The 17,627-nt window shown below is 68.4% G+C and carries 21 protein-coding genes and 1 riboswitch; of the genes, 13 read left to right on the top strand and 8 right to left on the bottom strand.

From position 1 onward, the window contains the following. Positions 1 to 50 precede the first annotated feature (50 nt). Together dapA and BRW65_RS19315 are read left to right on the top strand one after the other, a co-directional pair. Entirely contained in the window at positions 51 to 953 is a 903-nt protein-coding gene (gene dapA / locus BRW65_RS19320) for a 4-hydroxy-tetrahydrodipicolinate synthase (protein WP_073877402.1), read from the top strand. Between the two features lie 20 nt (positions 954 to 973). Next, positions 974 to 2,650: a ribonuclease J gene (locus BRW65_RS19315; RefSeq protein WP_073877400.1), complete on the top strand. Its 1,677-nt coding sequence runs from the start codon at positions 974 to 976 to the stop codon at positions 2,648 to 2,650. Between the two features lie 79 nt (positions 2,651 to 2,729). On the opposite strand, the gene BRW65_RS19310 is transcribed toward BRW65_RS19315, so the two are convergent. From BRW65_RS19310 to BRW65_RS19300, 3 genes are read right to left on the bottom strand one after another with little or no spacing between them, the layout of a single operon-like run. Continuing rightward, entirely contained in the window at positions 2,730 to 3,593 is an 864-nt protein-coding gene (locus BRW65_RS19310; protein ID WP_073877398.1) for an SAM-dependent methyltransferase, read from the bottom strand. 4 nt (positions 3,594 to 3,597) lie between these two features. Then, positions 3,598 to 4,419, bottom strand: a complete 822-nt coding sequence (locus BRW65_RS19305; RefSeq protein ID WP_139273183.1) for a mycofactocin-coupled SDR family oxidoreductase — start codon at positions 4,417 to 4,419, stop codon at positions 3,598 to 3,600. After that, on the bottom strand, positions 4,416 to 4,730 hold the full coding sequence (locus BRW65_RS19300) for a putative quinol monooxygenase (protein WP_073877394.1): 315 nt from the start codon (positions 4,728 to 4,730) through the stop codon (positions 4,416 to 4,418). Before BRW65_RS19300 ends, BRW65_RS19305 begins: the two co-directional genes overlap by 4 nt. A gap of 170 nt (positions 4,731 to 4,900) precedes the next feature. Here BRW65_RS19300 and BRW65_RS19295 point away from each other — a divergent pair, with 170 nt between their 5' ends. Then, positions 4,901 to 7,384 carry an FtsK/SpoIIIE family DNA translocase gene (locus tag BRW65_RS19295; RefSeq protein ID WP_084187880.1) on the top strand — a complete coding sequence of 828 codons (2,484 nt, stop codon included), beginning with the start codon at positions 4,901 to 4,903 and terminating at the stop codon, positions 7,382 to 7,384. A 75-nt stretch (positions 7,385 to 7,459) separates the two neighbouring features. On the opposite strand, the gene BRW65_RS19290 is transcribed toward BRW65_RS19295, so the two are convergent. Next, positions 7,460 to 7,987, bottom strand: coding sequence for an amino-acid N-acetyltransferase (locus BRW65_RS19290; protein ID WP_073877392.1), 528 nt, complete (start codon positions 7,985 to 7,987; stop codon positions 7,460 to 7,462). A gap of 68 nt (positions 7,988 to 8,055) precedes the next feature. Between BRW65_RS19290 and pgsA the strand changes: the two genes are divergently transcribed. The 4 genes from pgsA to pspM all read left to right on the top strand — a co-directional run bounded on the left by pgsA (position 8,056) and on the right by pspM (position 10,869). Continuing rightward, the gene (pgsA, locus tag BRW65_RS19285) at positions 8,056 to 8,625 is read left to right on the top strand and encodes a CDP-diacylglycerol--glycerol-3-phosphate 3-phosphatidyltransferase (RefSeq protein ID WP_139273179.1); all 570 of its coding nucleotides are present in this window, start codon (positions 8,056 to 8,058) and stop codon (positions 8,623 to 8,625) included. A gap of 115 nt (positions 8,626 to 8,740) precedes the next feature. Further along, positions 8,741 to 9,091: a transcriptional regulator ClgR gene (gene clgR, locus BRW65_RS19280; protein ID WP_073877388.1), complete on the top strand. Its 351-nt coding sequence runs from the start codon at positions 8,741 to 8,743 to the stop codon at positions 9,089 to 9,091. 127 nt (positions 9,092 to 9,218) lie between these two features. Further along, positions 9,219 to 10,049 carry a phage shock protein PspA gene (gene pspA / locus BRW65_RS19275; RefSeq protein ID WP_073877386.1) on the top strand — a complete coding sequence of 277 codons (831 nt, stop codon included), beginning with the start codon at positions 9,219 to 9,221 and terminating at the stop codon, positions 10,047 to 10,049. Between the two features lie 10 nt (positions 10,050 to 10,059). Then, positions 10,060 to 10,869 (top strand): phage shock envelope stress response protein PspM, encoded by an 810-nt coding sequence (gene pspM / locus BRW65_RS19270; RefSeq protein WP_073877384.1) that lies wholly within the window; start codon positions 10,060 to 10,062, stop codon positions 10,867 to 10,869. Here pspM and BRW65_RS19265 read toward each other — a convergent pair. Then, complete coding sequence (locus BRW65_RS19265; protein ID WP_073877382.1) at positions 10,866 to 11,297, bottom strand: limonene-1,2-epoxide hydrolase family protein; 432 nt, start codon at positions 11,295 to 11,297, stop codon at positions 10,866 to 10,868. The genes pspM and BRW65_RS19265 overlap by 4 nt on opposite strands. 53 nt (positions 11,298 to 11,350) lie before the next feature. Here BRW65_RS19265 and BRW65_RS19260 point away from each other — a divergent pair, with 53 nt between their 5' ends. The 3 genes from BRW65_RS19260 to BRW65_RS19250 are packed head-to-tail and all read left to right on the top strand — an operon-like array spanning position 11,351 to position 13,060. Further along, positions 11,351 to 12,517: a glycosyltransferase gene (locus BRW65_RS19260; RefSeq protein WP_073877380.1), complete on the top strand. Its 1,167-nt coding sequence runs from the start codon at positions 11,351 to 11,353 to the stop codon at positions 12,515 to 12,517. A gap of 32 nt (positions 12,518 to 12,549) precedes the next feature. After that, positions 12,550 to 12,822 (top strand): hypothetical protein, encoded by a 273-nt coding sequence (locus BRW65_RS19255; RefSeq protein ID WP_208611895.1) that lies wholly within the window; start codon positions 12,550 to 12,552, stop codon positions 12,820 to 12,822. Positions 12,823 to 12,865: 43 nt separating this feature from the next. After that, entirely contained in the window at positions 12,866 to 13,060 is a 195-nt protein-coding gene (locus BRW65_RS19250) for a DUF3046 domain-containing protein (RefSeq protein WP_067747316.1), read from the top strand. A 4-nt stretch (positions 13,061 to 13,064) separates the two neighbouring features. On the opposite strand, the gene BRW65_RS19245 is transcribed toward BRW65_RS19250, so the two are convergent. Next, on the bottom strand, positions 13,065 to 13,685 hold the full coding sequence (locus tag BRW65_RS19245) for a flavodoxin family protein (protein ID WP_073877376.1): 621 nt from the start codon (positions 13,683 to 13,685) through the stop codon (positions 13,065 to 13,067). A 5-nt stretch (positions 13,686 to 13,690) separates the two neighbouring features. Next, a complete protein-coding gene (locus BRW65_RS19240; protein WP_073877374.1) occupies positions 13,691 to 14,407 on the bottom strand; it encodes a (2Fe-2S)-binding protein in 717 nt (238 codons plus the stop codon). 43 nt (positions 14,408 to 14,450) lie between these two features. Continuing rightward, positions 14,451 to 14,578, bottom strand: a riboswitch (cobalamin riboswitch). A 167-nt stretch (positions 14,579 to 14,745) separates the two neighbouring features. Here BRW65_RS19240 and recA point away from each other — a divergent pair. Together recA and recX are read left to right on the top strand one after the other, a co-directional pair. Further along, the gene (gene recA, locus BRW65_RS19235; RefSeq protein ID WP_073877372.1) at positions 14,746 to 15,786 is read left to right on the top strand and encodes a recombinase RecA; all 1,041 of its coding nucleotides are present in this window, start codon (positions 14,746 to 14,748) and stop codon (positions 15,784 to 15,786) included. Next, the gene (gene recX / locus BRW65_RS19230) at positions 15,752 to 16,273 is read left to right on the top strand and encodes a recombination regulator RecX (protein WP_073877370.1); all 522 of its coding nucleotides are present in this window, start codon (positions 15,752 to 15,754) and stop codon (positions 16,271 to 16,273) included. Before recA ends, recX begins: the two co-directional genes overlap by 35 nt. A gap of 19 nt (positions 16,274 to 16,292) precedes the next feature. Here the strand turns inward: recX and BRW65_RS19225 are convergent, their stop codons facing one another. Continuing rightward, positions 16,293 to 16,661 (bottom strand): DUF4345 domain-containing protein, encoded by a 369-nt coding sequence (locus tag BRW65_RS19225; RefSeq protein ID WP_073877368.1) that lies wholly within the window; start codon positions 16,659 to 16,661, stop codon positions 16,293 to 16,295. Positions 16,662 to 17,039: 378 nt separating this feature from the next. Here BRW65_RS19225 and BRW65_RS32355 point away from each other — a divergent pair, with 378 nt between their 5' ends. Then, positions 17,040 to 17,468, top strand: coding sequence for a helix-turn-helix domain-containing protein (locus BRW65_RS32355; RefSeq protein WP_244168141.1), 429 nt, complete (start codon positions 17,040 to 17,042; stop codon positions 17,466 to 17,468). The last annotated feature ends 159 nt before the right edge of the window (positions 17,469 to 17,627 follow it).

The raw sequence follows: 17,627 nt of genomic DNA, 5'->3' as shown, positions 1-17,627 counted from the left end.
CGTCCGCGCCGTTGCTAAAGAGCTTGCCGCCGCCAGGTAACCTGAAGACCGTGAGCACCGTCGGATTCGACGCCCCGGCCCGGTTGGGAACCGTGCTGACCGCGATGGTGACACCGTTCGCCTCCGACGGTTCCCTGGACACCGCCGCCGCCGCGCAACTGGCGAACCATCTGGTCGACGCCGGATGCGACGGCCTGGTCGTCTCCGGAACCACCGGTGAGTCGCCGACCACCACCGACGACGAGAAGCGGGAGCTGTTGCGCGTCGTGCTGGAGGCCGTGGGCGATCGCGCCCGGGTCATCGCCGGCGCGGGCACATATGACACCGCTCACAGCGTCCGGCTGGCCCAGGCCTGCGCGGCCGAGGGCGCCCACGGGCTGCTGGTGGTCACGCCCTACTACTCGAGGCCGCCGCAGAGCGGGCTGATCGCGCACTTCACCGCCGTCGCCGACGCGACCGAGTTGCCGGTGCTGCTCTACGACATTCCGCCGCGGTCGGTAGTGCCGATCGAACCGGACACGCTCCGCGCGTTGGCGTTGCATCCCAACATCGTCGGCGTCAAGGACGCCAAGGCGGACCTGCACGGCGGCGGCCAGATCATGGCCGAGACGGGACTGGCCTACTACTCCGGCGACGACGCGCTCAACCTGCCGTGGCTGGCCATGGGCGCCACCGGATTCATCAGTGTGATCTCGCATCTGGCTGCGGGTCAGCTCCGGGAGATGTTGTCCGCCTTCGCGTCCGGCGACATCGCGACGGCCCGCAAGATCAACGGCACCGTCGCCCCGTTGTGCGACGCCATGAGCCGGCTGGGCGGCGTGACGCTGTCCAAGGCGGGTCTGCGCCTGCAGGGCATCGAGGTTGGCGATCCCCGGTTGCCGCAGATGCCGGCCACGCCCGCTCAGCTCGACGCGCTGGCCGCCGATATGCGCGCGGCGTCGGTGCTGCGGTGATCGCAGAGGGTGGCCGATAAGTGGATGTAGACCTCGCCCCTCCTGGTCCGTTGACCACTGGTGGGTTGCGGGTCACCGCGCTGGGCGGCATCAGCGAAATCGGCCGCAACATGACGGTTTTCGAGCACCTCGGCCGGCTGTTGATCATCGACTGCGGGGTGATGTTCCCCACCCACGACGAGCCCGGTGTGGACCTGATCCTGCCGGACCTGCGCCATATCGAGGACCGGCTCGACGACATCGAGGCGCTGGTGCTGACCCACGCGCACGAGGATCACATCGGCGGCATCCCGTTCCTGCTCAAGCTGCGTCCCGATATCCCGGTCGTCGGGTCGAAGTTCACCCTGGCGCTGGTGGCGGCGAAATGCCGTGAGCACCGGCTCAAGCCGGTGTTCGTCGAGGTGACCGAGGGGCAGCGCAGCACGCACGGCGTCTTCGAGTGCGAATACTTCGCCGTCAACCACTCCATCCCGGATGCGCTGGCGATCGCCGTGCACACCGGCGCGGGAACGGTCTTGCACACCGGTGACATCAAGCTCGACCAGCTTCCTCTCGACGGCCGGCCCACCGATCTGCCCGGGATGTCCCGGCTCGGTGACGCCGGGGTGGACCTGTTCCTCTGTGACTCGACCAATTCCGAGATCCCGGGCGTGGGGCCGTCGGAAAGCGAGGTGGGGCCGACGCTGCATCGCCTGATCCGGGGTGCCGAGGGCCGTGTCATCGTGGCGTGCTTTGCCTCCAACGTGGACCGGGTGCAGCAGATCATCGACGCCGCGGTCGCTTTGGGCCGGCGCGTGTCCTTCGTGGGGCGCTCGATGGTGCGCAACATGGGCATCGCCCGCGAGCTCGGGTTCCTGCGGGTGGCCGATTCCGACGTGATCGACATCGGCGCGGCCGAGATGATGCCGCCCGAGCGGGTCGTGCTGATCACCACCGGCACCCAGGGCGAGCCCATGTCGGCGCTGTCGCGGATGTCGCGCGGCGAGCATCGCAGCATCACGCTGACGGCGGGCGACCTGATCGTGCTGGCCTCGTCGTTGATCCCCGGCAACGAGGAGGCGGTCTACGGCGTGATCGACTCGCTCGCCAAGATCGGTGCCCGCGTCGTCACCAATGCTCAAGCCCGCGTGCATGTTTCGGGCCACGCGTACGCCGGTGAGCTGTTGTTCCTCTACAACGGCGTGCGGCCGCGAAACGTCATGCCGGTGCACGGCACCTGGCGGATGCTGCGCGCCAACGCCAAGCTGGCGGCCAGTACCGGGGTGCCGGAGGAGTCGATCCTGTTGGCCGAGAACGGCGTCAGCGTCGACCTGGTGGCCGGCACGGCGTCGATCGCCGGGGCGGTGCCGGTCGGCAAGATGTTCGTCGACGGGTTGATCAGCGGCGACGTCGGCGACATCACGCTGGGCGAACGGCTCATCCTGTCATCGGGATTCGTCGCGGTGACCGTGGTCGTCCAGCGCGGTACCGGGCGTCCGGTGGCCGTGCCGCACCTGTATTCCCGCGGGTTCTCGGAGGATCCCAAGGCGCTGGAACCCGCCGGGCGCCGGGTCGAGGCGGAGCTGGAACTGCTCGCCGCCGACAACATCACCGACCCGGGCCGCATCGCCCAGGCCGTGCGCCGCACCGTCGGCAAGTGGGTGGGCGAGACCTACCGGCGGCAACCGATGATCGTGCCGACGGTCATCGAGGTCTGAAGTCGGCGTCACCAGATATAGACCGCTGCGACCCAGGCGGCGCGTCGTCGCAGACGTTTATGTGTCGCGGCAGCGTTCGCTAGATCTTCTCGGCGTAGACCGACCATTCCAGTTGCGAGGCCTTGAGTTTGCGACCGGTGGGCTGCACGTATCGCTGGACGAGTTCGTCGGGGCCGGCCTGCTCCAGCAGTCGCCACCCGTATTCCGCGATGAACGCGGCGACCGCGTCGGGCTGTAAGCCGAAGCGCCACAACTTGCGGACGCTGCGATAGAGCGTGCGGGTGCCGTATCGATTCGTGCCGTCGATGAAATCCCGCCGGACGTAGGTGAATACCAGACGGCTGCCGGGCGCGGCCGCGCGCAGCCCCTCCAGCGTCCGCCGGACGGTCGCTTCGCTCAGGTATTGGGTGACGCCCTCGCAGATGAAGAATGCCCGGTAGTCGGTGCGGTAGCCGTGCTCGGCGAGGGCGGTGAGCAGGTCGTCGCGCTCGAGGTCCAACGCCACCTGACGGACCGACATCGGCGGCCCGCCCAGCACCCGCCGGACCGTCTTGAGCTTCCTGGCGACGTTGACCGGCAGGTCGACCTCGAAGACGGGGATGCGGATCTGCCGCGTCAGCAGGTAGGCGCGGGTGTCCAGTCCGGCGCCGAGGATGACGACCGCGTCGATGCCGTCGAGCGCCTCGGCCAGCTTGTCGCCGATAAAACGCTTGCGGCAGGCCAGATTCGCCCACAGCCCCCGGCCCGACCACTCGGATCCGCGCATCATCAGGCGCCGCACCGGCCCGGCGCGTGTCGCCGCGACAAGCAATCGCAGCGGCGCCGGCAGGAAGAGTTCCGCCAGGTCGTCGTCCACCAAGCGGCGGCCCGGTGGCTCGTTCTGTTCGATGGCGGCCAGCACCATCGGCCCAAAGGCGGTCTGTGCGGCGGAGTTTCGTGCCATTCGACTACTTGTTCAAGAAGCCGGCATCGACCGGCAACGTCACGCCGGTGATGTAGCGGGCCTGGTCGCTCACCAGCCACGCCACCGCGTTGGCGACGTCCTCGACGTCCAGCACCTCCACCGGCATGGCGTTGCCCATGGCGCCGGGGGTGTCGGTCGCGGCGGCCATCTTGGCCAGCCATTCCCGGGTGAACTCGTTGTTGATCATCGGGGTCTCGACACCCGAGGGGTGTATCGAGTTGACCCGAATATATTGGGTGGCAAGCAGATTGGCGTATACCCGCATCAATCCCACCACGCCGTGCTTGGCGGCGGCGTACCCGACCGAACCGGCGTCCGGGCTGCCGACGCCGGCCAGCCCGGCGCTGGAACTGATCAGCACAATCGAGCCCCCGGTGCCCTGCTTGACCATGGTCGGAATGGCGGCCTTGATGGTGTTGTACACGCCGGTGAGGTTGACGTCGATGACGTCGCGCCAGCCGTCGTCACCCGATTGCATCGGTGCGATGCCGGCGTTGGCGACCACGATGTCGAGCCGGCCGAACTCGTCGAGGCCGGCCTGCAGGGCGGCCGACAGCGACGCCCGGTCGCGGACGTCGCCGCGAGCGGCCACGATGCGCGAGCCCGTGTCCTCGACCAGCTTGACGGTTTGCGCCAGGTCTTCCTCGGTGGCCAGCGGGTAGGGGACGCTGGCGATCTGGTCGCACAGGTCGACCGCGATGATGTCCGCGCCGTCGGCGGCCAGCCGCACCGCGTGCGCGCGACCCTGGCCGCGCGCCGCTCCGGTGATGAAGGCGACTTTGCCCTCGAGTGGCCCGGTCATCAGGGCCGCAGCTGACCCTTGTCGGGGTCGCCCGCGGGCACCGGCTGCAGCATCTTGATGTCGGGCGCCCCGGCCAGGTGCTCGCCGGCCGCGCCGAACATCTTGCCGATGGCCGGTGCGGTGCTGTGGGCCTTGAGCGCCTCTTCGTCGGCCCACTGCTCGACGAACACGAAGGTCTCGCCCGATTGGTGAAGAGAGTACAACTGGCAACCCGGTTCGTTGTGCACTTCCTCCACTGCCTGCGTGAGGATGTCGCGGACTGCGTCGACCGATTCCGGTTTGACGGTCAAGGTGGCAACGACGACGACGGGCATGCTGGGGCCTCCTGGGGGCTAACGGGGTGGGTGACGTGCATGACTTCCGGCACCGGTTGTCACCCTACTCACGCGGCGTCGCGTCCCTCCCGTCAGCTGGCTCACATGACCAAACCGTTACCAGTGTGGCGGGTGGTGTAGATGATGTCGATGCGACTACCCTTGCCGACATGGCTAACAAGACCGCCGCCCGCTCCAAAGCTCGAACGAGCAGGTCAAAGGCCACGTCGCGGAGTGGCTCGGGTCGCGCGCGGCCGGCGGCACCCCGCAAGCGGCCGAGCAGGCCCGCGAAACGGCGCAACCAGTCGCTGCTGGTGGCCGCCGGGCTGACCGGCGGCCGCGCCCTGCGTGCCACCTGGCTGATGGCCGCGCGCAGCACCGGCGGCGCGGCCCGGTCGATCGGGCGGGCCCGCGATATCGACCCGGGGCACCGCCGCGACGGGATCGCGCTGATGCTGCTCGGGCTTTCCGTCGTGGTCGCCGCGAGTTCGTGGTTCAACGCCGCGCGGCCGGTCGGCGCGTGGGTCGACACGCTGTTGCGCACCTTTGTCGGCGCCGGCGTGCTGGCGCTCCCGGTCGTCACCGCCGCGGTGGCCGTGACGCTGATGCGAACCCAGCCCAATCCCGACGCACGCCCCCGGCTGATCCTGGGCGGCACCCTGATCGCGCTGTCGGTGCTCGGCCTGCGGCACCTGTGGTCCGGCTCGCCCGAGGACCCCGAGGCGCGCCGCCACGCGGCGGGATTCATCGGCTTCGCGATCGGCGGCCCGCTGTCGGACGGGTTGACGGCCTGGATCGCCGCGCCCCTGTTGTTCATCGGTTTCATGTTCGGCCTGCTGTTGCTGACCGGAACCACGATCCGCGAGGTGCCCGACGCGGTCCGCGCCATGTTCGGCGCCCGGCTGGTCGGCGACGACGAGTACGACGAGTACGACGACTATGACGACTACGCGGATTCCGCTGTGGCCGAAGACTTCTACGACGAGAGCTCGCTTCCCGAAGAGGAGCCGCAGGCCTGGCCGACGGCCGACCCGGCCCCGGCCCTGCGGGACAACGAGGACGACATCCCCACCACGCCGGAGCCGGCCATCGGCAAGGGCCGCCGGCGCGACAAGAAGAAGACCGAGGTGCTGGACCGGGTCGTCGAAGGCCCCTACACGCTGCCCTCGATGAACCTGCTCATCGCCGGCGACCCGCCGAAGAAGCGCAGCGCCGCCAACACCGTCATGTCCGACGCCATCAGCGAGGTCCTGACCCAGTTCAAGGTCGACGCCGCCGTCACCGGCTGCACCCGCGGGCCGACCGTCACCCGCTACGAGGTCGAGCTGGGCCCGGGCGTCAAGGTGGAGAAGATCACCGCGCTGCAGAAGAACATCGCCTACGCGGTGGCCACCGAGAGCGTGCGCATGCTGGCGCCGATCCCCGGCAAGTCCGCCGTCGGCATCGAGGTGCCCAACACCGACCGGGAAATGGTGCGGCTGGCCGACGTGCTCACCGCGCCGTCGACCCGCCGCGACCACCACCCGCTGGTGATCGGGCTGGGCAAGGACATCGAGGGCGACTTCATCTCGGCCAATCTGGCCAAGATGCCGCACCTGCTGGTCGCCGGCTCCACCGGTTCGGGTAAGTCCAGCTTCGTCAACTCCATGCTGGTGTCGCTGCTGACCCGGGCCACCCCCGAGGAGGTCAGGATGATCCTGATCGACCCGAAGATGGTGGAGCTGACGCCGTACGAGGGCATTCCGCACCTGATCACCCCGATCATCACGCAGCCCAAGAAGGCCGCCGCCGCGCTGGCCTGGCTGGTCGAGGAGATGGAGCAGCGCTACCAGGACATGCAGGCCTCCCGGGTGCGCCACATCGACGACTTCAACGAGAAGGTCCGGTCGGGGGCCATCACCGCGCCGCTGGGCAGCCAGCGCGAATACCGGCCCTACCCGTACATCGTCGCGATCGTCGACGAGCTGGCCGACCTGATGATGACCGCTCCCCGCGACGTCGAGGACGCAATCGTGCGGATCACCCAGAAGGCCCGGGCGGCGGGCATCCACCTGGTGCTGGCCACCCAGCGCCCGTCGGTGGACGTCGTCACCGGCCTGATCAAAACCAACGTGCCGTCGCGGCTCGCGTTCGCCACCTCGTCGCTCACCGACAGCCGGGTGATCCTGGACCAGGCCGGCGCCGAGAAGCTGATCGGCATGGGCGACGGCCTGTTCCTGCCGATGGGCGCGAGCAAGCCGCTGCGCCTGCAGGGCGCCTACATCACCGACGAGGAGATCCAGGCCGTTGTCGGGGCCTGCAAAGAGCAGGCCGAGCCCGAATACACCGACGGCGTCACCACCGCCAAGCCGACCGGCGAGCGCACCGACGTCGACCCGGACATCGGCGACGACATGGACGTGTTCTTGCAGGCGGTCGAGCTTGTGGTGTCCAGCCAGTTCGGCTCCACCTCGATGCTGCAGCGCAAGCTGCGGGTTGGCTTCGCCAAGGCCGGCCGGCTGATGGACCTGATGGAGACGCGCGGCATCGTCGGGCCGAGCGAGGGATCCAAGGCGCGCGAGGTGCTGGTCAAGCCCGACGAGCTGGCCGGAACGCTGGCGTTGATCCGGGGCGGCAGCGACGCCGACGGCGGCGATCCCGAGCCCGATTTCTAGCGCCGACTGTGCGGCCAGCCGCACGTTGGACGTCGACTGTGCGGCCAGCCGCACGTTCGGCGGGCAAGTCCGCCACTACAGCACCAGCAGCATGCGGGAGTTGCCCAGGATGTTGGGCTTGACATAGCTCAGATCCAGGAACTCGGCGACACCGATGTCGTAGGAGCGGCACATCTCCTCGAACACCTCGGCGGTAACCGGCGTCCCCTCGATCTCGGTGAACCCGTGCTTGCCGAAGAACTCGGTCTCGAACGTGAGCACGAACAGCCGTTTGAGCTGCAGCTCGCGCGCGACCTCCAGCAACCGGTCGACGATCGCGTGGCCGATGCCGTGGCCGGTCATCGCCGGGTCGACCGCGACGGTGCGGATCTCGCCCAGGTCGGACCACATCACGTGCAGCGCGCCGCAACCGACCACGGCGCCCTCGCGCTCGGCCACCCAGAACTCCTGGACCGCCTCGTACAGCGTCACCAGGTTCTTCTCGAGCAGGATCTTGCCGGCGTAGGTGTCGACGAGCTGCTTGATGGCGGGGACGTCGGAGGTTCGCGCGCGTCGCACCAAGCAGTCCTGCGAACTATCGGTCACGGCTAACAGTATCGGCATCGGGCAGGGGTGCGCTGGTCAACAGTTATTCTGTTGCAGTGTCGGGGCAGCCGCAAACGGGTCCGCTAATGGGACCGCCAGGCCGCGTCCACATCGCAAATCTCGCTAACACCCTGACGTTGCTGCGGCTGGTGTTGGTTCCAATCTTCCTGCTCGCGCTGTTCGCCAAGGACGGTCACGACGTCGTCTTCCGGATCGTGGCTTTCGTGATTTTCGCGCTCGCCTGCATCACGGATCGGTTGGACGGCCTGCTGGCCCGCAACTACGGCATGGCAACCGAATTCGGGGCGTTCGTCGATCCGATCGCCGACAAGACGCTCGTCGGGTCGGCGCTGATCGGCCTGTCGATGCTCGGTGACCTGCCCTGGTGGGTCACCGTGGTGATCCTGGCCCGCGAGCTCGGGGTGACCGTGCTGCGGCTGGCCGTGATCCGCCGCGGGGTCATCCCGGCCAGCTGGGGCGGCAAGGTCAAGACCGTGGTGCAGGTGCTGGCGATCGGCCTGTTCGTCCTGCCGTTGTCGGGGCCGCTGCGGGTGGCGGCGGCGGTGGTGATGGGGGTGGCCATCGTGCTCACGATCGTCACCGGCATCGACTACGTGGTGTCGACCGTGCGGGAAGTGCGCCGGACGCGCGACTGATTCGGCATTAGCTGAAACGGGAACCAAGACCCCGCCCGCCGCGTTTCATCTTGTGAGCGCCTGCAGTCGCGGTCGATGCGTGCCGAGCAGGCTCACTGGACGAAGGAGGGCAGGAATGCCGTCATTAGTGCGCGAGGTCATCGGCGACGTGCTGCGTGAGGCTCGCATGACGCAGGGCCGGACGCTGCGCGAAGTGTCCGACTCGGCGCGAGTGAGCCTCGGATACCTGTCCGAGGTGGAACGTGGGCGCAAGGAGCCGTCCAGCGAGCTGCTCAACGCGATCTGCGAGGCCTTACAGGTTCCGCTGTCGTCAGTGCTGACCGACGCCGGCGAGCGGATGGCCGGCCAGGAACGGGCGCGCGAACGCGTGGCCCACAGCGCTCCCGCCGACGGGCTGCGTGGCGCCAGCATCGATGCCGAGACCAAGGTCGTCATCCCGCCGGTGGCGTCGCTGGCGATCGCCTGAGCGAAACCGGGCGCAAGGATCGACGGCCAGGGGTAGGGCGATCGGCGCTGACCCATTAAATTGAGCGACAAGCGCCGGCCCGGCCCGGGATCATCCGGCCTACAAGAAGCGAAGGTGGAGCTCACTCATGGCCAATCCGTTCGTCAAAGCGTGGAAGTACCTGATGGCGCTGTTCAACGCGAAGATCGACGAGCACGCCGACCCCAAGGTGCAGATCCAGCAGGCCATCGAGGAGGCGCAACGCACTCACCAGGCGCTGACCCAGCAGGCCGCCCAGGTGATCGGCAACCAGCGCCAACTGGAGATGCGCCTGAACCGGCAACTCGCCGACATCGAAAAACTGCAGGTCAACGTCCGCCAGGCGCTGACCTTGGCCGACCAGGCCACCGCAGCCGGCGACGCCGCCAAGGCCGCCGAGTACAACAACGCCGCCGAGGCGTTCGCGGCGCAGCTGGTGACCGCTGAGCAGAGCGTCGAGGACCTCAAGACGCTGCACGACCAGGCGCTGAGCGCGGCCGCTCAGGCCAAGAAGGCGGTCGAGCAGAACGCGATGGTGCTGCAGCAGAAGATTGCCGAGCGCACCAAGCTGCTCAGCCAGCTCGAGCAGGCGAAGATGCAGGAACAGGTGAGCGCCTCGCTGCGCTCGATGAGCGAGATCGCTGCGCCGGGCAACGTGCCCAGCCTCGACGAGGTGCGCGACAAGATCGAACGCCGCTACGCCAACGCGATCGGATCGGCCGAGCTCGCCCAGGGCTCGGTGCAGGGCCGCATGCTCGAGGTCGAGCAGGCCGGCGTCCAGATGGCCGGCCACTCCCGGCTCGAGCAGATCCGCGCCTCGATGCGCGGCGAAGCGTTGCCTACCGGTGGCACGCCCGCCGCCGGAGCCACTCCCCAGGCGGCTCCCGCACCCGCCGAGACGACTGGGGGCGCGGCCACCGAGAAGCCCTTTGGCCAGTAGCCGGCGCGTCATGGCGGTGAGCGAGACACGGGGCGGGCTCTGGCGCACGTTGCTGGGGCGGGGATTGGCCACCGCCGCCGACCTATCCGGCCTGGTGGCCCAAAAGCTCAGCGCCGCAGCGGATCCCCGTGCGCGGCTGTTGCGGCAGCGTCGCCGCGCGCTGCGGTGGGGGCTGATATTCGCCGTCGGCTGCGTGTTCTGGGCGGCGGTGACGATGCTGCTGGCGGCGTGGGGGTGGTTCGCGTTGCTGCTGGAGATCACCGGCGCTGTCGCGGTCGTCATGGCCGTCCCGGCGACGCTGCTGTTGCTGCGCTACCGGTGGTTGCGTTCCGAGCCGCTGCCCACGCCCCGCCCGTCGAACGTGCGACGGCTACCGCCGCCCGGCTCGGCGGCGCGGCCCGCGATGTACGCGCTGGGCGCCTCCGAGCGCGGATTCCTCTCCCTGCTGAACGTGATCGAGCGGGGTTCGATGTTGCCGACCGCCGAAATACGCGACCTGACCGCGGCGGCCAACAAGAGCTCGGCGGCCATGGCGGCCACCGCCGCGGAGGTGGTGTCGATGGAGCGGGCGGCCCAGTCCAGCGAATCGTCCCGAACCTATCTGGTGCCCACGATCAACGCGTTCACCGCGCAGCTGAGCGCCGGTGTTCGCCAGTACAACGAAATGGTCACCGCGGCAGCGCAATTGGTGTCCTCCGCCAACGGCGATCAGTTGGCGGCCGCGCAGCGCTACCGCGCCGAGCTGACCGGGGCCACCGACCGGCTGGTCGGCTGGGCGCAGGCGTTTGACGAACTCGGCGGTCTGCGCGGAGCCAGCTAGAACGTCGCCTTCAGCGACGGCAGCACCACCGCCGCCAGGCCACGGATGGTGGCCTTGAACATGTCGAATAAGTCAAAGTAATCCCGCCACAACGTGATTCGTCCGTCGTGGACCTCGAACACCCCGCACACCCAGAACTGAAGCCGCAGCGGGCCGAAGATCAGGGCGTCGGTGCGCTCGGTGAGCACCGCCCCGCCGTCGGCGGCGATGCGGTGGATCTTCACCTCGAAGGCGGCGCGGCCGTTCATCCGGCGAAACAGCTTCATGGCCCTGGCACGGCCATGAATCGTCGGCAGCCCGACATTTTCGTAGACGAGGTTGTCGTCCAGTGCCGCGTCGGCGGCGTCGTAATCGGCGTCCTGCAGGGCGTTCAGGAAGGTCTCGACCGTGCGGGTGTTCGCAACGGTTGTCCCGGTCAGCTCGGTCATGATCGCCAGCGTAGGCGAGCGTGGCGGTCGCGTGCTGTGGCAGGGTAAGGCCGATGCGTGTCGCCGTGGTCGCCGGGCCGGATCCCGGGCACTCGTTTCCCGCGATTGCGCTCTGCCAACGCTTCGCCCGGGCCGGTGACGAGCCCACGCTGTTCACCGGGGCCGAATGGGTCGACACCGCCCGTGCCGTCGGCATCGACGCCGCCCCGCTGGACGGGCTGGTGGCCACCGACCTCGACGTCGACGCCGGCGCGCGAATCCATCGGCGCGCGGCGCGGATGGCAGTCCTCAACGTGCCGGCGCTGCGCGAGCTGGCGCCCGACCTGGTGGTTTCCGACGTCATCACCGCCGGGGGTGGCATGGCCGCCGAGCTGTTGGACATCCCGTGGGTCGAGCTCGACCCGCATCCGCTGTATCTGCCCTCGAAGGGGTTGCCGCCGATCGGCAGCGGGCTGGCGCCGGGCACCGGCATCCGCGGCCGGCTCCGCGACACCACGATGCGGGCGCTCACCGCGCGGTCCTGGCGCGCGGGCCTACGGCAACGTGCCGCCGTCCGGGTCGAGATCGGGCTGCCGGCGCACGACCCCGGGCCGCTGCGGCGGCTGATCGCAACCCTGCCCGCCCTCGAGGTTCCCCGGCCGGACTGGCCGGCGGAGGCCGTGGTGGTGGGCCCACTGCACTTCGAACCGACCGATCGGGTGCTGGACATCCCGGCCGGCTCCGGGCCCGTGGTCGTGGTGGCGCCGTCGACCGCGTCGACCGGGACCGAGGGTCTGGCCGAAATCGCGCTGGCTCGCCTGCGGCCGGGGGAGACGCTGCCCGCCGGCTCGCGGTTGGTGATCTCCCGGCTGGGCGGGGCGGATTTGGAGGTGCCGCCGTGGGCGGTGGTCGGGCTGGGCAGCCAGGTCGAGTTGCTGACGCGTGCCGACCTGGTCATCTGTGGCGGTGGGCACGGCATGGTGGCCAAGACCCTGTTGGCGGGGGTGCCGCTGGTAGCGGTGCCCGGCGGCGGGGATCAGTGGGAGATCGCCAACCGGGTGGTCCGGCAGGGCAGCGGGCGGCTGGTCCGGCCACTGACCGGCGAGGCGTTGGTGGCCGCCGTCAACGAGGTGCTTTCGTCGCCTCGGTATCGGCAGGCCGCGCAGACCGCCGCCGCTAGCATCGCCGGTGTGGCCGATCCGGTGCGGGTGTGCCACGACGCGCTCGCTCTGACGGGCTGATGGCCAAGGCCGCGCAAAGGAGGGCATCGCCATTGAAGGCAGTGAAATCGATCGCGGCCGGCGGCCTGCTTCTCGCCTTGATGTTCAGTTCGGGCGTCGCACGCGCCGACAGCGGCGACGAGCAGCAGGCGTGCCAATTGATGGACGACCCGGCCGCCGCCGAGCAGGGCTATGCGCCGGCCGAGTACGCCTTCATGCAGTTGCGCTCGCGGATGTCGGCGCAGCGGGCACGGACCACCATGTCCGAGGCCGTGCAGGACTATTGCCCCAATCACCTGATCGACCTGCCGGCGAGCTGGCGGTGACGCGGCCGGTGTCCGATCGGCGCCCGGTGGGTATCTTGCTGGCGTGCGGCTAACGGAATTCAACGAGCGGGTCGTCCTGCGATTCGGTGCGGCCTACGGGTCTTCGGTGCTGGCGGACCATGTGCTGACCGGTTTCGGCGGCCGCACCGCCGCCCAGGCGATCGAGGACGGGGTCGAGCCCCGCGACGTGTGGCGCGCCCTGTGCGTCGACTTCGACGTCCCGCGCGACCAGTGGTGACTGCCTATTCGTAGGGCGGGTATTCGTGCTGCCGCAGTAGCGCCGCCAGGTGGACCGCGTTGCGGGCCGCCGTTTCGGTCGTGGCCGCCACCGCTTCGGGCACGTCGTCGAGGTCGTTGAAATCCGTCCCCTGCATGGCCTCGCCGTTCCAGTAGGTGCACCCCTGCGCGGGGATCGAGAAACCGATGTCGTTCAGCGCCTGAAAAAGGTCGGCGACGATCTTGTGTGCGCCGTCTTCGTTTCCCACCACCGCCGCGAGCGCGACTTTGCCCACCATCCGGGGCCGTCCGGCGTCGTCCTTGTCTGAGATCGCGGCGTCGAGGCGCTCCAGAACGCGCTGCGCGACACTGGACATATGGCCGACCCATGTGGGCGTCGACAGCACCACGATGTCCGCCGCGCTGATCTTCTCCAGCAGCGCCGGCCACTCGTCGCCCGGGCCCATGTCGGCCTCCACGCCAGGCAGCAACGCCAGGTCCACGCAGCGCACCTTCTCGGTGCCGACCCCCGCGCCGCGCAGTTGGGCGAGCACCTGATCGGCGATCAGCTCGCTGCTCGACGGCGCCGGGCTCTTCTTCAACGAACAGGTCAGCGCAAGGGCTCGCAGGGATGTCTCGGTGGGCATGGTGCTCAGATACCCTTGCGCGAGTGGGGCAAACGACGGGGCGCCCGAGTCCGGTCCGACGGTGACCTCTCGAAGACGCAGTCGCCGCAGACGGATCCGCCGGGCAGGCGGTAGAAGAGACAGCAACTACGGCGTCTGAAGCCCAGGGACGGACCGGTGAGCACACCCGATCCGGCCAGCACGCCGGTGCCCAGCAGCGCATGGACCGTCTCGGCGATCGGCGCGCCCAGGTCGGGCCGCACGACGAGCAGTGCGCGGGCCGCTCCGACCAGCGCGGACGCGACGTTGCCCGCGAGCAGGGCGGGCGCCAACCCCACTCGCAGACCGGCGGCAAGCGGTTGCATGTGCTCTTGCACGACCAACCGGTACAGCGCGTTCGGTGAGCTGACCGGGATCCCGACCGGCGCGGGCAACCGCAGTCGCGCCCCGTCGTCGGCGCGTTGCAGGTCGCCCAGGTCGGGGACGACGCCGTGGCCCAGCGCGCACGCGAGCACGGGTGACCATAGGCGGGTGGCGTGTCCGAGGTGAACCAGCGAGGCGCCGATCCGCAGATCCGTCGTGTGATAGCGCCGGGCGGTGGCCTCGACCAAGTCGGTGAACCCGTCGGCGTAGGACTGCCGGACCGGGTGCCACCCGGCCGCGTCACCGCCCACGGTCAGCGCGAAAAACCCTTGGTAGGAAGATATTTCGGCCAGCTCGGCGGAGATGTCTCGCACGTTCATGTATGCACAACCAGGCCTCTCCAGGGAAATCCGCCCCAGTTGTCGTGAGGAGGCGCCGACGGTGAGTATCCGGCTCCCGGGAGGGGACCATCCCGGTCACGGTGGCGGGACCGCACCGGATTCACACCGGTTTCCTCGGGCGCTGTGGGCCCCGTCAGCGCGTTTCGGTGGCAAATGTTGCCACACGCGAGCGGGTTCGGCGTGTCCGCTTGAATCGAACAGGTGTTCGGCTACTGTGGGGAACGTTCGGCGAGTCAACTTGTCGGTGGCCTTCTCTAGTGTCACGGCCAACCGACCGATACCGGTCACCGAACACACCGAACCATAGGAGAGGCACCATGACGCAAGCCCCCGACCGCGAGAAGGCTCTCGAACTGGCGATGGCCCAGATCGAGAAGAGCTACGGCAAAGGCTCGGTGATGCGTCTCGGCGACGAGATGCGTCAGCCGATCTCGGTCATCCCGACCGGATCCATCGCACTGGACGTGGCCCTGGGCATCGGCGGGCTGCCCCGCGGCCGGGTGGTGGAGATCTACGGCCCGGAATCCTCGGGTAAGACCACCGTCGCCCTGCACGCGGTGGCCAACGCTCAGGCCGCCGGCGGCGTCGCGGCGTTCATCGACGCCGAGCACGCCCTGGATCCGGACTACGCCAAGAAGCTCGGCGTCGACACCGATTCCCTGCTGGTCAGCCAGCCCGACACGGGGGAGCAGGCCCTCGAGATCGCCGACATGCTGATCCGCTCCGGCGCGCTGGACATCCTGGTCATCGACTCGGTGGCGGCCCTGGTGCCGCGCGCCGAGCTCGAGGGCGAGATGGGCGACAGCCATGTCGGGCTGCAGGCCCGGCTGATGAGCCAGGCGTTGCGGAAAATGACTGGCGCGCTGAACAATTCGGGCACCACCGCGATCTTCATCAACCAGCTGCGCGAGAAGATCGGGGTGATGTTCGGCAGCCCCGAAACCACCACGGGTGGAAAGGCGTTGAAGTTCTACGCGTCGGTTCGCATGGACGTGCGCCGGATCGAGACCCTCAAGGACGGCACCAACGCGGTGGGCAACCGCACCCGGGTCAAGGTCGTCAAGAACAAGGTGGCGCCGCCGTTCAAGCAGGCCGAGTTCGACATCCTCTACGGCAGGGGGATCAGCCGGGAGGGCTCGCTGATCGACATGGGGGTGGAGCAGGGCTTCATCCGCAAGTCGGGTTCCTGGTTCACCTATGAGGGCGAGCAGCTCGGCCAGGGCAAGGAGAACGCCCGCACTTTCTTGATGGACAACGCCGACATCGCCAACGAGATCGAGAAGAAGATCAAGGAAAAGCTTGGCATTGGTGCGGTTGTGACCGATGACGACGTCCTGCCCGCCCCCGTCGATTTCTGAGCCCTCTCGCGAGGAGCAGGCGCGCACCCTGTGCTTGCGCCTGCTCACCGTGAGGGCGCGCACCCGCGCCGAGCTGCACGGCCAACTGGCGAAACGGGGCTACCCCGAGGACGTCAGCGCCGCCGTGCTCGACCGCCTCGCCGCCGTCGGCCTGGTCGATGACGCCGACTTCGCGCAGCAGTGGGTGCAGTCGCGCCGCGCGAAGGCCGGCAAGAGCAAGAGGGCCCTGGCCGCCGAGTTGCACACCAAGGGCGTCGACCGCGACGTGATCGCCTCGGCGCTGTCCGAAATCGACGCCGGCGCCGAACGGGACCGGGCCGAGGAGTTGGTGCGGGCCAAGCTGCGCCGCGAGACGTTGGACGGCGACGACGCGCGGGTGACCCGCAGGCTCGTCGGAATGTTGGCGCGTCGCGGCTACAGCCAGAACCTGGCGTGCGAGGTCGTCCTTGCCGAATTGGCCGCTGAACGCGAACGTAGGCGGGTCTAGGTCGCTCCGATACTCGGCCCTAGACCGCCGCCGCAGTAAACGCTGCGGTTGAGCCCGCGATCTCGACAACGAAGTAGAACCACACCGGATACAGCGGAGTGCCCGTATCGACAAGCCGGGACACCACACGGCCCAACGCCATTCCGGCCAGTGCTGCTCCCACGGCCACCAAGACGCCGGGACGGAGGTGGGGTTGGGTCAACGCGGCGACAAGTGCGGTCGCCACAGCGAGCCCGAATCCGCCGTATACGGCCCTGACTTCGGATCGGGTCTGTGGCGTCGCGACTGCAAATCCGAACGGGCTAAGGATCGCACCCGGTGCTACCAGCGCGTATATCCCCATGCCGAAAAAGAACGCTGCGAGCAGGCAGATCAGGGATGTTGTCATGTGGCCTCCGTGTAGTGGTTCGATGGAATGATGGCAACCCTCCGAACAGCTGCACTTCCGGAAAGTGGCTGCCCGACACTGTGGATCAGGCCGGGACAAGCGGTGTTCTTAGGTCCTGCCATGAACCTCGATCCCCATTTCGGATCCGTCACATGTCTCGCAATCGGAGTCGACAACGCATTTTCGGTCGAGTCGGCGACATCCGCACCGGAGCCCGTGCGCAGCGCGTTGATCGCCCCTCGAGTACGTCATCGACTGCGATCGCCCGGCGGAAGGATGGTGTTTTGCTATCTGGATCCAGGATCTGATCGTGAGCAAGCCGTGCGGGAACGCATGACGGCTGGGGACCATCTCGTAAGTTCCGGACATGGTGCCGAGATGGATCTGGCCCATGCTGCGGAGCGGCTACCGGAGGACTATTCGATTAGTCACTGGCTGGATCTCGCAGGTGCGGAAGTAATCTGGCCCGCGGATCCGCGGATCGCCGCCGCGATGCGTCGCCTACGTGACCATACGAACCCGCCGCTATCTGCGGGCGTCCTGGCAGCGGAAGCTGGCCTTTCCGTGTCGCGATTCCTCCATGTGTTTCGGGAGGAAAGTGGCACCAGTTTTCGCAGATATCGGATGTGGGCGCGGATGCTACGTGCAGCGTTGTTGTACCGGGCGCGTCGAGACCTCACCGCAGCGGCCATGGATGCGGGATTTGCGAGTCCCTCGCATTTCACCGATACCTTCCACGACATGTTTGGCTTAGCGCCGACGCAATTGCTGGGAACCGCCCTAGACATCCGCGGGCTTGACCAATAGCCGACGGAGGCGAATCAGGACACGTCGCTTGGACGGGTCTACTCAGAGACCTGCATCGCGCGCCATCGGCGCAATGGGCGTCGAACCAGGAAGCACCACAAACAGCGGCATAGTCGCGGCGGGAATCGCGGCCATTCATGACGGGAAGCATGCCCATTT

Source organism: Mycobacterium paraffinicum (assembly GCF_001907675.1).
Taxonomy (GTDB): Bacteria; Actinomycetota; Actinomycetes; order Mycobacteriales; family Mycobacteriaceae; genus Mycobacterium; species Mycobacterium paraffinicum_A.
This window is presented reverse-complemented; position numbering and strand designations above follow the sequence as displayed.